This window comes from Bacteroides sp. PHL 2737 (assembly GCF_004115325.2).
Classification (GTDB): domain Bacteria; phylum Bacteroidota; class Bacteroidia; order Bacteroidales; family Bacteroidaceae; genus Bacteroides; species Bacteroides hominis.
Map to the genome: position 1 here is coordinate 4,191,725 of NZ_CP040630.1, position 13,882 is coordinate 4,205,606.

At 45.7% G+C, this 13,882-nt stretch carries 8 protein-coding genes; 5 read left to right on the forward strand and 3 right to left on the reverse strand.

Annotation, left to right across the window (positions count from 1 at the left end; genetic code table 11):
- Nucleotides 1-111: 111 nt before the first annotated feature.
- The 3 genes from DBK98_RS17330 to DBK98_RS17340 form a co-directional block, all read right to left on the reverse strand.
- Nucleotides 112-1,710 carry an aspartate:alanine exchanger family transporter gene (locus DBK98_RS17330; RefSeq protein WP_005778385.1) on the reverse strand — a complete coding sequence of 533 codons (1,599 nt, stop codon included), beginning with the start codon at nt 1,708-1,710 and terminating at the stop codon, nt 112-114.
- A 678-nt stretch (nt 1,711-2,388) separates the two neighbouring features.
- Nucleotides 2,389-3,297 carry a cation diffusion facilitator family transporter gene (locus tag DBK98_RS17335; protein WP_005778390.1) on the reverse strand — a complete coding sequence of 303 codons (909 nt, stop codon included), beginning with the start codon at nt 3,295-3,297 and terminating at the stop codon, nt 2,389-2,391.
- Between the two features lie 46 nt (nt 3,298-3,343).
- A complete protein-coding gene (locus DBK98_RS17340) occupies nt 3,344-3,688 on the reverse strand; it encodes a DUF6686 family protein (protein WP_005806689.1) in 345 nt (114 codons plus the stop codon).
- A 576-nt stretch (nt 3,689-4,264) separates the two neighbouring features.
- Here DBK98_RS17340 and DBK98_RS17345 point away from each other — a divergent pair.
- The 5 genes from DBK98_RS17345 (at nt 4,265) to DBK98_RS17365 (ending at nt 13,877) form a co-directional block, all read left to right on the forward strand.
- Nucleotides 4,265-5,785: an MAC/perforin domain-containing protein gene (locus tag DBK98_RS17345; RefSeq protein WP_005806692.1), complete on the forward strand. Its 1,521-nt coding sequence runs from the start codon at nt 4,265-4,267 to the stop codon at nt 5,783-5,785.
- Between the two features lie 40 nt (nt 5,786-5,825).
- The gene (locus DBK98_RS17350) at nt 5,826-6,677 is read left to right on the forward strand and encodes a calycin-like domain-containing protein (RefSeq protein ID WP_005806694.1); all 852 of its coding nucleotides are present in this window, start codon (nt 5,826-5,828) and stop codon (nt 6,675-6,677) included.
- A 4-nt stretch (nt 6,678-6,681) separates the two neighbouring features.
- Complete coding sequence (locus DBK98_RS17355; protein ID WP_005806696.1) at nt 6,682-7,353, forward strand: HmuY family protein; 672 nt, start codon at nt 6,682-6,684, stop codon at nt 7,351-7,353.
- Between the two features lie 29 nt (nt 7,354-7,382).
- Nucleotides 7,383-9,527, forward strand: a complete 2,145-nt coding sequence (locus DBK98_RS17360) for a TonB-dependent receptor (RefSeq protein WP_032537031.1) — start codon at nt 7,383-7,385, stop codon at nt 9,525-9,527.
- Between the two features lie 84 nt (nt 9,528-9,611).
- Complete coding sequence (locus DBK98_RS17365) at nt 9,612-13,877, forward strand: cobaltochelatase subunit CobN (protein WP_032537030.1); 4,266 nt, start codon at nt 9,612-9,614, stop codon at nt 13,875-13,877.
- Nucleotides 13,878-13,882: the final 5 nt, after the last annotated feature.

The following is a 13,882-nucleotide window of genomic DNA, read 5'->3' on the forward strand; positions in this document are numbered from 1 at the left end:
GTAGCACAGAGTATTTACTATAGTAATCAACAACTTAGAATTATCTCTGTGTCACTCTGTGTCCTCTGTGGTAAAATTTGACATGCCCCCGGAACTCTCCGGTGGAATAACTTAGTATACTACCGTTGCTATCACCTGTATAAACAGGATCAGGAATACCATTGCAATCGGGTATACCGTTGCATAAGCTACACTCGGGATATTGCTGTCTACCATGGAATCGGCAGCGGCAAGCCCCGGTGTACTGGTCATGCCACCGGTTATGGTACCCAGCAAATCGAGCAGACTGATTTTAAACACCAGACGCCCAACGAACGCAGCGATCAACATCGGTACGAGGGTGATGGCCGCACCTACTCCGAACAGCAACAAACCGCTCTCCTGGAAAGTAGCAACCAGATTCTTACCGGCCGATGTGCCTACCTCGGCCAGGAAAAGCAACAATCCCAACTGACGGAGCAACTGGTTGGCAGGGCCTGACATAGACCAGAGGATAGGACCTGTTTTACCCACCGCGCTCAGCAGCAAAGCCACCATCAGCACACCACCAGTCAATCCCGGTGAGAAAGATAATCCTCCAGGGAACGAGATATTAAGCTTACCGAAAATGACTCCCAGCACAATACCCATGGCAATAGGGAAGAAATCGGTGTCGGACAGCTTCTTGGCATTGTTTCCCAGTAAACGGGCTACTCCTTTGATACCTTCCTTCTCGCCCACCACCATCAGTTTATCACCAAACTTCAGTGCCAGATCGGGTGACGGTGAAAGGTCGATGCCGCTTCGGCGAACACGGGTCACGGTACAGCCGAAATTCTTCATTAGGTTCAAGTCGCCCAGCTGTTTATTTATCATGTCCTTTTTGGTCAACAGCAACGATTCTATCTCCTGCGTGTTTTCCAATGGAAGTTCACCTTCTTCACGTTCACCCACCAGTACGGCCAGTTGGGTCAATGCTTCCTCGCTACCCACTGCCTGGATGTAGTCTCCTTCACGAAGCACTGTATGGGCTGTCGGGATGGATATCTGTTCCTGATGTTTCAGACGTGAAATAACGGCTCCTGTCATGGCACGTGCATTGATCTGCATCAGGCTGCGGCCAAATACGCTCGGATTCGTGATGCGGTAGATACAGGTCCCCAACTCCGGGAATTGTCCCCGGCGTTCTATCTCGAGGCGACGGGCCTCCTTGTCAAGATCAATACGCATAATCTTAGGCAACAGCTTCACGAACAGGATGACGCCAATCACACCGAACGGATAGGCAATACCATAAGCGATAGACGCCAATGGAGAATTGGTGCTGTCGATGGCAACAGCCAGACCCGGCGTACTGGTCAGCGCTCCGGCAACCAGACCTACCACACTGGGAGTATCTATATCGAAAGCATACTTCAAACCGATAGCCGTAAAGCAGGCCGAAGCAATGATAAGAAGTGTAATGATGATCAGCGTCTTCCCTTTACTACGGAAAGAATCGAAAAATCCCGGACCTGCCTGGATACCGATCGTAAAAATGAAAAGTACCAATCCGAAATTACCCAGTTCCTTTGGGATAATTACACCAAAATGCCCAAAAAGAAGGGCAATGAAGATGACCGCCGACACATCGAGCGATAGCCCCTTGATCTTGATTCTTCCCAACATGAAGCCTAACGCTACGATAAGGAAGAGCGAGAAATAAGAGGAGTGCAATAAGTCAGTAAACATAAATAAAAAGGTTAATTTTAGTTGTTAGTGGTGCAAAGGTACGTAAAAAACTGTTTTCGGTTATAGTAAAAGAAGAAGTAATTTCCAAGGTCTGCAAAGTATTTATAAACATAAAGATAGACATATGGGGTAGATCATTAACAAAAAGATGCAAAAGAAAAGAATTCACTAACACGTACAACCGCAATAAGAGAGCAAACAGAAGAAAATTCGGCAGAAGCGAACGGATTCCCCCCTTCCCAGGGCAGTATAAACAGGGTGAATTTACGGACTTCCGGGCAAAAACGGGTAAGGATAAACACAAAAGGGTTACACCATCCGGCCGGGATGGCGTAACCCTCCGGCTAATATACCATAATGATACGGAGTGGAAGGTATTATCCAAGTGAGGAAAAGACATTGAAAAGATCTTTTCCTTCTATTTCACCTACTGTCCAAGTTATAGACAAATGATCAAATAGAAAGTAGAAATATAAAAGAAGACCCTTATTTACCAAAATGGATTCCAATTGCTATCGGATGGCAACCGGACGGATGTAATATCTGCCAATACAAAAAAGAGTGAAGCGATTTCCCTGCGTTTTTTTCCAAGGCCTCCGGACAGGAAGCCAAACAGGGGATTCTGACACGTTTTAAATATCAGATTGACAAATTGCTTTTCAAGAAGAACTGATTTTCTCAACACATACAATCTTCCCCTTCACAACAAGCCCCTTTATACTCAAACTCTAAAGTGACATGGCTGACACCGGCATGTGCCAGTTCGTTCTTGATCTTGTGCTTCACCTCTTCCATGCGGCGTAAATCGTTTATCACAATATGGGCAGTCAAGGCTGTCTCGGTAGTGCTCAACGCCCAGATGTGTAGATGATGGTATCCCTCTACCCCAGATTGTTCCAATATAACCTGTCCGATCCTCCCACTATCGATGCCTACAGGGACTCCATCAAGTGAGAGGCGAAGACTGTCATGCAGCAAGCCCCAGGTTGATATAACAATTATAACAGCAATCACCAGACCGATAATCGGATCGACAATCGTCCAGCCGGTGTACATGATGACAATACCCGAAATGACTACTCCCACTGATACCAACGTATCGGCAGCCATGTGCAGATAAGCTCCCTTCACATTAAGATCCTTTTCTTTGTCCTTCATAAAGAGCCAGGCTGTGATGGCGTTGATGACTACCCCTACCCCGGCTGTCCAAGCAATGGCAGCACCTTCAACGGGAACAGGATGAAATAATTTCTCCACACTTTCAGTGACGATAATACCGACAGCAACCAGAAGGATGACAGCATTGAGCAAAGATACCAATACCGTACTTTTTTTATAACCATACGTATAACGGCTGTTAGGGTGCACTTTTGCCAACCGGAAAGCGAGCATAGCCAACACAAGACTTGCCACATCGCCCAAATTGTGTCCGGCATCGGAGAGTAAACCCAAAGAATCATAATAGAAACCGATGCCGAACTCAACGAGGACAAACAAAATATTCAGCGTAATGCCAATTATAAAAGACTTATTGAGCGACGTCAACTCATGGACGTGCTCATGATGATGTTCGTGAGAATGTACCATTATCGATAAGATATTTATCTACTTTTAAAACAGTCCGGCAGACAAATTAGTTCAATGAAATATCATACATAAAAGAGATCAGGTTGTCTGCCTCTTCACCGGCCGGTGCCTGTAGTAACACCAGAGACTTCAGTTCTTCAAGTTCAGCCTGGCAGACACAGAAATAAACATTCTGTGCTGGCAACTTCAGAAAGATCTTCCGGTTAGCATTCATTTTCCGGTTTGCCTTCTCACAATAAGATCCGTTGATTGATACAATATAATTGCGGAGACATTCAAGACCGGCCTCGGACAGACGAAAGAAGAGGTTGCCAAATTCCAGATGATACACTTTACAGTGGGCACAGTAGGTTATCATTCCATTACGGGTTTTGCTGATTAATTCCATCATAACTTCGAAATTTTAGTAATGGCACAAAAGTACGCAGAGCACTGTGGGAAGACAATACCTATTAATGCCTAATTATCAGGCAACCGGTAATCACATATAGGGAGCAAAGTTTATCGTACTATTATAGTATAAAGAGATCTCAATATTCAGAAGCGGTGGGATACTTCACCACCCTTACTGCGGTTTTCACCAAAACTTCCGCTACGACCATCCGCAATGCTACTCCTATTCTTACATGGAATATTATTGTCTTCAATAACTGAATTGTTTTCAGACAATAACATAACACTTAGATCACTTTTCAGAAGACTCATAACTACTACATGATATTTCAATTCTTCACCACACATATGATGACAATATACAAAATAGATAGCCAAGTAAAATTGTATTTCCTTGCTTGTATATACCATATTTTTACAGATCATAGCACAAACCAGCTTTTCGCTCTCTATTCGCTAACACATCTACTTATTAATAGGTACTGAAGCCAACCTTTTTCATTCTGTTTAGGTATTGTAACACCTTTTTAGTGCACCTACCTTTGCAAACAGTTATAAATAAAATAATATAGGAATGAAAAGAGAAGAAATTTCATATAAAAATTATTCCAAACTATTGATCAAACTAAGTCTTTTGGGAATCAGTTTCATTATAGTATCATGCAATAAAACAGATCTGGTCACAGATAATCCTAATAATGAATTGGATCAATTGCCACAAGAAAATGGAATCACAATTAAAACTATCACATATTCTCCTCAAATAACTCGTTCTTCGGGGGATGGAGTCAATGACTTAATAGGTTATGGATATAACTGTTTATATGCAACAGGAGATAATCCAAACGGAGCTGCTAATAAAGTTATCGATTTAAAAAGATTCGAGTCAGGTGTGGGAATAGATCCAATAACAGGTGAAAAAAAAATATTTCCAAAAGGTACTATAGAAGAATCCATGATGCATGGAGATGTCACAGCTACCGAAGTATTTGAGAAATCCAAAAAAGAGTTTAAAAAATCCATTTCCGCAAAAGGTAAACTAAAGCTAGGTTTTCTTCCGTGGGGAGGAATACAATTTTCTGCAGAGTACGACAGTAATTTTGAAACAAAAGATGAATATTCTTTTTATAAGATGGATATTATTCGAAATGTCCGTAGATTATACTTAAGTTCCTCAAGTATAGAACGTCTAAAATACTTCTTAACTGATGAATTTAGATATGCATTAAAGCATGCCAGCGGAAAAGAAATCATAAATGATTACGGTACACATGTACTTGTAGATTTCGTTTTAGGTGGAAAATTAAGTGTAGTAACATCAGCTATAGATCATTCTGATAATAAAGATGAACTCTTTAAGTTTTCAACCAAAATTTTTAAAATAATCAGTGCATCTACAGCCTCTTCAATAAGCAAAAGTAACTACTTAAAGAACACATCATTAACTATTCTCCAAGCAGGGGGATCAGAAATTCAGGCTGTAAAAAGATACATAGAAGAAGATGGGACAATCAACTCAGATATTTTCAATTACAAGGAATGGATAAAAAGTATTAATAAAAAGACATCTGTTTTAGTGGCTAGTGACACAAAGAAAATGATTGGTATTTGGGAACTTGTAGATGATCCTAAAATAAAAACCAAAATACTTGCTGAATTAGAAAAGAGAGGGAGTAATTTAGGTATAATAGGTAGTAAAAGCGGAGAGATAGTTACAGGCAAAAGTACACCTATGTATAAACTACAAAATGAAAAAACCGGAGAATTAGCAAAAGCTCCAAGTGACCAAGGTTATAAATTTCCTCTCTATTGCCAAGGTGAATATGGAAAAGAAATGTCAGCAATAGGATTCATGAGCTATCTTCTATCATATCGTGATTTCCAACCATATCAATCTGCCCCAGCCAGTCACGATGAAAAAAGTTGGAGTCTAAAATTCACTCCGGATGGTTATATAACAGTCTTAAACAAACATTTAAACAAATTTCTGTGTACAGATTATAAGTTTAGAACAATATCAGAAGACGATACAAATTCAAGATTATGGATTCCACGATATACTTTAAATATGTGGGATGACGATACAATACAATAAGAAGGACAAGCACTATTAATTAACATTTATATTTTTAACAATGAAAAAGAAATTATTTACACCGAGCACACTTCTCCTTTTGGGAATGTTATCTCTTTTTAGCGCATGTAATAACGATGATGATGGTACGAATAAGCCTCAGGATGTAGCCGGAAAATACGAAGGTTACTCAATAGGTAATTGTGCAATGTTTACTGACTACGTAATGGGAGAAAAGTCAGTAGTAACAATTGCGCCTAATGAGGATGGCACTATTAATATAAATTATGATTCCGGATCGGGTGAGTTTAAATTGAATAATATCAAAGTTACTTCCAAAACATTCGAGGGATCAGGCCAGGTAGAACTTTCTATGAACGATAAACCTGCTGGCACAAAGGATTTTACACTCACGGGAAGTGTAGATGATCAGAAAAAGCTAACCCTCAAAGTTAATGTACCAAGTGTGATGGGAGGGCTTGCCATTGAGTTTATCCAGGGAACACTACCTTTGTCATATCATGTTTCGGGCACTTACAGCAAAGAAGCCAATTTATCAGTCAGCGTCGGATCGACTACGTATCCGGATATTACAGACTGTAAAGTCAGCATGAAACGTTCATCTGACGATACTGTAGAGGTCACTCTTAAGGGACTCTCCAATTTGAATAAATCTGAAACAGGCAAAGGTATGAATTTAGGAGACTTCACTGTAACAGATGTTAAAGTTACCAGTGCAGACAATAGCACTTTCAAAATAGAGGGAAGTATTAGCGCTACTGATACCAACAACACCAAAATTACCGGAACTATTTCGGGTACGGTGACCAATAGTGAAGCTAACATTACTTTCACCTTCAAACCAGGTGCCATGCCAATTGATATTACTGCACAATTTAAAGGAAAGAAATAAAAAGATGAAAAAGGCGACTTTGTTTTGTTTAGCCATTACTCTGCTGGGAACGATACTCATATCGTTCTCAGCTTGTAATGGGATATTGAGTAACATCTATGACGAACCGGAAACTGCAAAGGATTTCGGTTTCATTGCAATAGACCGTGCCAATCACAGCGGTACAGTACGGGTGGACGCTACCCAATATACAAAGTGGAACTATATCAACCTGCACAGCCTGCAGATTGACTCGGCCAAGGTTACCGTAGAAGGTGCGGATGATCCGGCCGCATGGGATCTTGCCATTCATCGATACGATGTAAAGACCAATGGCGGTGAAGTGCTTGAAACCGAATACCAAAGCCTGAATGCACTGAAAAACGCAGGCAGCATGCCTCAAGGTACCTTTGTCGCCGACGAATGGACCACGAACAAAATAGCTGTCGATGTTTCACACATGATGGAAGATGACGGATACCTGATCTACGCCCCATCGGACTACAATCCGGAACTTTCGAAATGGCTCAACATCGATACCAGTGAAATGCCCCCCATTTACACTCCGTCCAACAAAGTATATCTGCTCAAGATGAAAGACGGCACAATGGCTGCCATCCGCTTGGTGAGTTATATGAATGCTGCGGGCACAAAGGGATACATGACTTTTGACTACCTCTACCCATACGAACCATAATGCTCTGATAAAGACAAATAAAAATAGATATGCAAAGACTACTAAAATCGGCATATTGCCTCTTCGCAGCCCTCTTGTTGACGACAGCAGCTGCCGCACAACATAAAATAACCGGTAAAGTGATCGATACCAACAAAGAATCACTGGTAGGCGCTACCATTACTCTAAAAGAAAAACCATCCGTCGGTACCACTACCGATACGGAAGGACACTACACCCTGGCACTGCCTGACCAGAAGGAGTACACTATTCAAGTCTCCTTCGTCGGATATGTAACCACTACAAAGAAAACAACGGCCGCCCGGCAAGGCCGTCTCGACTTCATCCTGAAAGAAGATCAGATGGATCTGGGTACCGTAGTTATCACCGGAACACGTACTCCGAAACTGCTGAAAGACGCTCCGATCATCACCCGGGTAATTACAGCCAGCGATCTGAAAAAAGTGGACGCAACCAACATCGGGCAATTGCTTCAAGTGGAACTGCCGGGTATTGAGTTTTCTTATTCAATGGATCAACAGGTAAAGCTCAATATGCAGGGATTCGGCGGAAATGCCGTCCTCTTTCTGGTAGACGGCGAACGCCTGGCTGGAGAAACACTGGATAATATAGACTACAACCGCCTCAACCTGGACAATGTAGAACGAGTGGAGATAGTAAAAGGCGCGGCCTCTACGCTGTATGGCTCGAGTGCCATTGGAGGGGTAATCAATATCATCACCAAGGCTTCGGACGATCCGTGGAACCTGAACCTCAATACTCGTTTCGGAGTACATAACGATCAGCGACATGGAGGTACAGTAGGGTTCAATGCCGGCAAGTTCTACAGCCAGACTAACGTACAATATACCAACATAGACTCCATCCACGTAAAACGGGGAGACTATACAACCATTAGGGGCAACAAGACCTGGAACGTAAAGGAACGCCTGATGTTCACCCCGAACGAACAGCTACGGCTGACGGCGCGTGCCGGTTATTATTTCCGCGAACGGGATGCCTCCTCAGAGACCAAGAACCGCTATCGCGGATTCAGTGGCGGTCTGAAAGGGAATTATGACTTCAACACGAAAAGCAATCTGGAGTTGGCTTATACATTCGACCAGTATGACAAGAGCGACTATCTGGTATCGTACAAAAATGATATCCGCGACTACAGCAATGTGCAACATAGTGTACGCGCCCTTTACAATTATACTTTCAACGATAAAAATACGCTGACGGTCGGAGGCGACTATTTGAGGGACTACCTGATGTCGTACCAATTCAAGGAGAGCGGTGATTATACGATGCATTCCGCCGATGCTTTCGGGCAGTTTGACTGGAACCCGACAGAGCATTTCAACGTAATTGCCGGATTGCGATTCGACTACTTCTCCGAATCGGACGTGCGCCATTTCTCACCCCATCTGGGATTGATGTACAAGATAGGCAACTGTTCGCTGAGGGGCTCTTATGCGCAAGGATTCCGTTCGCCAACTTTGAAGGAGATGCACATGAATTTCTACATGGCAAACACCATGATGATTTACGGTAACCCGGATCTCGACCCGGAAACCAGCCATAACTTCTCGCTCTCGGGAGAATACACCAAAAACCGTTATAATTTTACGCTGACAGGATATTATAACATGGTGCGCGACCGCATCGAGTACACCTCTTTCAGAGATACCGACGGAATGATCGCACAAAAGTATATCAATACTCCACGGGTAGACATTGCCGGAATCGATGCCAATGCTTCCGCCAAATATCCTTGCGGCATAGGTGCACGCATCTCGTACACGTACATCCACGAGTTCATGCGTAACGGACAAACGAAACTCAGTTCTACCCGCCCCCACTCGGCTACGGTACGGCTGGAATACGGCAAGACGTGGGATCATTATGACTTCAATCTGTCACTGGACGGACGGGCTTTGTCACAGGTGAAAACCAACCAATACACCTCCAATGATCCGAATGCAGGGACGGAAAAAGTAACTTATCCGGGATATACCATGTGGAACCTGATCCTCACACAAAGAGTATGGAAGGGAATCAATGTGAATATGGCTGTCAACAACCTGTTCAACTATCGCCCCGATTATTATTACGCCAATTCGCCCTATACAACGGGAACCAACTTTTCCGTAGGGTTATCGCTGGACATCGATCAGATGTTCAGAAAATAGCGGAAGAGGCTAAGTCAGCCGGTATCTCCGATCGTACGATCGGCATATAATAAGAACGAAATAAACCAAAGAACAAGAAGCAATATGAAAAAGAAACAAATCATCACAGCCTGTTGCGTGGCCGCGGCAATACTCGTCGGAGTATTTGTCTGGCGGACCTGTTTCAGTGCCACGAAGATTGCCTTTGTCAATTTCCAGACCATCAATCTGGGAAATATTTCAAAGGCGAACGACAACTCGTTTGTCAAACTAAGAGAAGTCTCTACGGATCACCTGGACGAACTGACGAACTACGATATGGTGTTCGTCAACGGTATGGGATTGCGCATCGTCGAAGAGCAGCGCCAACTGATACAACGGGCAGCCGACAAAGGCGTACCGGTGTACACCTCCATGGCAACCAACCCCGCAAACAATATCTGCAACCTCGATTCGGTACAGATGAAACAGATACGCCAATATCTTACCCATGCCGGAAAGGTAAACTACCGGAATCTGCTTTCGTATGTCCGCAAAGAGATTGACGGCAAGCTGATCTCAGCACCTGCACCGGAAGCACCGGTAGAGAAACCGACCGATCTTCTCTACCACGCCGGAGTGAAAAATCCGGATGACGAAATGGAATTCCTAAACGTGTCCGATTATGAAAAGTTTCTCCGCGAAAACGGACTCTATAAAGAGGGGGCACGCAAGATTGTGATCACCGGACAGATGGCGGATGCCACGGAACTGATTAAAGCACTCGAAGAGGCGGGACACAACGTGTATCCGGTCTCTTCTTTCACCCGGTTCATGGAGTTCGTCCGTGAAATCGGACCGGATGCCGTTATCAACATGGCACACGGACGCATGGGCGACGCCATGGTGGAATATCTGAAAGAGCACAACATTCCTCTCTTCGCCCCGCTCACCATCAACAGTCTGGTGGAAGACTGGGAAAACGACCCGATGGGTATGTCCGGCGGGTTTCTTTCGCAAAGCGTAGTGACACCGGAAATTGACGGTGCCATCCGCCCGTTCGCCCTCTTTGCCCAATACAAAGATGACGAAGGATTGCAACATTCATTTGCTGTTCCCGAACGGTTGGAAACGTTCGTAAGCACAGTGAACAACTACCTCTCCCTGAAAACAAAACCCAACAGCGAGAAGCACATAGCCATCGTCTACTATAAAGGTCCTGGACAGAATGCGCTGACAGCAAGCGGAATGGAAGTAGGCCCCTCGCTCTACAACCTGCTGTTGAGGATGAAGAAAGAAGGTTACCGGGTGGAAAACCTCCCTGCCAATGCCAAGGACCTGGAGAAAATGATCCAGGCACAGGGAGCCGTATTCGGCATGTATGCAGAGGGAGCTTTTGATGAATTTATGAAAACCGGTAACCCCGAACTGGTGACCAAAGAGCAATACGAAAGTTGGGTGAAAGCATCGCTCCGTCCCGAGAAATACGCTGAAGTGGTAGCTGCCAACGGTGAGTTCCCCGGCCAATACATGACTACGTCCGACGGACGTCTGGGCATCGCACGGTTGCAGTTCGGCAATGTAGTACTGATGCCGCAGGTGGCAGCCGGCAGCGGAGACAATGCCTTCCAGGTGGTGCATGGCACCAATGCCGCACCTCCCCACACTTACATCGCTTCGTACCTCTGGATGCAGCACGGGTTCAAGGCAGATGCGATGATTCACTTCGGTACGCACGGAAGCCTTGAATTCACTCCACGGAAACAGGTGGCGCTGTGCAGCAACGACTGGCCCGACCGCCTTGTGGGAACTCTTCCGCACCTTTACATTTATTCCATCGGCAACGTGGGAGAAGGCATGATAGCCAAACGCCGTTCGTATGCCACCCTGCAATCTTACCTCACGCCTCCTTTCCTCGAAAGTAGCGTACGGGGTATCTACCGTGACCTGATGGAGAAAATCAAGATTTACAATAATGCCACCGGATCGAAAGAGAAGCAGTCGCTTGCCGTGAAAGCACTCACCGTGAAACTGGGCATTCACCGTGAACTGGGACTGGACAGCTTACTAACCCGCCCATACAGCGAGGATGAAGTGGCACGTGTGGAGAACTTCGCCGAAGAACTGGCCACGGAAAAAATCACCGGACAGCTTTATACAATGGGTATACCCTATGAACCGGAGCGTATCACTTCTTCCGTACTTGCCATGGCAACCGAGCCGATAGCTTACAGCCTCCTGTCACTCGACAAACAACGTGGCAAAGCGACAGCCGATGTAGAGAAGCACCGCTCCCTCTTTACGCAGCGTTACCTGAATCCGGCCCGTGCTTTGGTAGAAAAACTGATAAGCAACCCTGCACTGGCAACAGACGAACTGATCTGCCGTACAGCCGGTGTCAGCCCCGAAGAACTGGCGAAAGCACGCGAAATAGAAGCTTCACGCAATGCTCCGAAAGGAATGATGGCGATGATGATGGCTGCCGCTGCCAAAAACAAGGCAGAGGACAAGACCGGAAAGGCAACACATAAGATGCCGGAAGCCATGAAGGAGAAAATGAAAGAGATGGGTGCTCACATGGATTCGTCCAAGGCCATGGAAATGGCAAAGAAAATGGGTGCCAGTCCGGAAGCCCTGAAGAAGATGGAAGCAAAGATGAATCCTCAAAAAGTGGAAAAGAAACCTGCCCCAAAAGAATACAGCAAAGAGGAAATCAACTTTGCCCTTGCCTTGACGGAGGTGGAACGCACCATCCGAAACGTGGGTAACTATAAGACGGAGTTGGCCGACAGCCCCGAGAAAGAGCTCGCCAGCCTGGTCAATGCCCTGAATGGCGGATACACTGCACCTTCACCCGGTGGTGATCCGATTGCGAACCCCAACACTCTGCCTACAGGACGCAACATGTACGCCATCAACGCAGAAGCCACTCCTTCGGAGTCGGCCTGGGAAAAAGGAGTGGCACTGGCCAAACAGACCATCGAAACTTACCGAAGCCGTCATAACGACAGCATTCCCCGTAAAGTCAGCTACACACTCTGGTCTGCCGAATTCATTGAAACGGGAGGAGCTACCATCGCACAGGTATTGTATATGCTCGGTGTAGAGCCGGTTCGTGACGCCTTCGGGCGTGTCAGTGACTTGAAGCTGATTCCATCGGCCGAATTGGGGCGCCCCCGTATCGACGTAGTGGTACAGACATCGGGACAGCTCCGTGATATTGCAGCATCCCGCCTTTTCCTGATCAACCGTGCGGTAGAGATGGCCGCGGCTGCCAAAGACGACAAATATGAAAACCAGGTAGCGGCAAGTGTGGTAGAAGCCGAACGGGCACTGACCGAGAAAGGGGTAAGCCCGAAGGATGCCCGTGAGATGGCTGCTTTCCGTGTGTTCGGCGGTGCCAACGGAATGTACGGCACAGGTATCCAGGAGATGGTCGAATCCGGTGACCGCTGGGAAAATGAATCAGAAATAGCCGCCACTTACCTTAATAATATGGGTGCTTACTACGGTAGCGAAAAGAACTGGGAGGCCTTCCGGAAATATGCTTTTGAAGCCGCACTGACCCGTACGGATGTAGTGGTTCAGCCTCGTCAGAGCAATACATGGGGGGCACTGAGTCTCGACCACGTATACGAGTTTATGGGAGGCATGAACCTTGCCGTACGCAACGTGACCGGCAAGGACCCCGACGCTTACCTGAGCGATTATCGCAACCGTAACCACATGCGCATGCAAGAAGTCAAAGAGGCTGTCGGTGTAGAAAGCCGCACCACCATCCTCAACCCCGCTTACATCAAAGAGAAGATGAAAGGCGGTTCTTCCTCTGCCGCCGAGTTTGCCGAGACTGTAACCAATACATATGGCTGGAACGTGATGAAACCTGCCGCCATCGACAAAGAACTTTGGGACAACATTTACAATGTATACGTAAAAGACGAATACAATCTGAACGTGAAAGAGTTCTTCGAAACACAAAGTCCCGCCGCCCTTGAAGAGATGACTGCCGTCATGCTCGAAAGTGCCCGCAAAGGTCTGTGGAAAGCAAGCGCCGAGCAGGTTGCCGAACTGGCAAAACTCCATACCGAAACGGTAAACAAGTATCGTCCGTCGTGCTCGGGTTTTGTATGCGACAATGCCAAACTGCGCGAATACATCGCTTCCAAGTCGGATGCTCCGGCTGCCGCACAGTACAAGGAAAACATCACCAGGATACGTGAAGCAAAAGCTTCGGGCGATGCCAAAGGAATGGTGATGAAGAAAGAAGAGATAAACCAGACACCGGAAGAACAAAAGACAACCCTGAGCAACATTGCCGTGGGTGCAGCCGTAGTAGTGGTGATACTGGCACTCGTACTCTTTGTCCGCAAACGTCGTAAAACATCAGAATAATCAGG

Bases quoted from the DNA above. Each gene is read 5' to 3' on its own strand.
- DBK98_RS17355 (WP_005806696.1), top strand. From the start codon at position 6,682: ATGAAAAAGGCGACTTTGTTTTGTTTAGCCATTACTCTGCTGGGAACG.
- DBK98_RS17360 (WP_032537031.1), top strand. From the start codon at position 7,383: ATGCAAAGACTACTAAAATCGGCATATTGCCTCTTCGCAGCCCTCTTG.
- DBK98_RS17340 (WP_005806689.1), bottom strand. From the start codon at position 3,688: ATGATGGAATTAATCAGCAAAACCCGTAATGGAATGATAACCTACTGT.
- DBK98_RS17345 (WP_005806692.1), top strand. From the start codon at position 4,265: ATGAAAAGAGAAGAAATTTCATATAAAAATTATTCCAAACTATTGATC.
- DBK98_RS17365 (WP_032537030.1), top strand. From the start codon at position 9,612: ATGAAAAAGAAACAAATCATCACAGCCTGTTGCGTGGCCGCGGCAATA.
- DBK98_RS17330 (WP_005778385.1), bottom strand. From the start codon at position 1,710: ATGTTTACTGACTTATTGCACTCCTCTTATTTCTCGCTCTTCCTTATC.
- DBK98_RS17350 (WP_005806694.1), top strand. From the start codon at position 5,826: ATGAAAAAGAAATTATTTACACCGAGCACACTTCTCCTTTTGGGAATG.
- DBK98_RS17335 (WP_005778390.1), bottom strand. From the start codon at position 3,297: ATGGTACATTCTCACGAACATCATCATGAGCACGTCCATGAGTTGACG.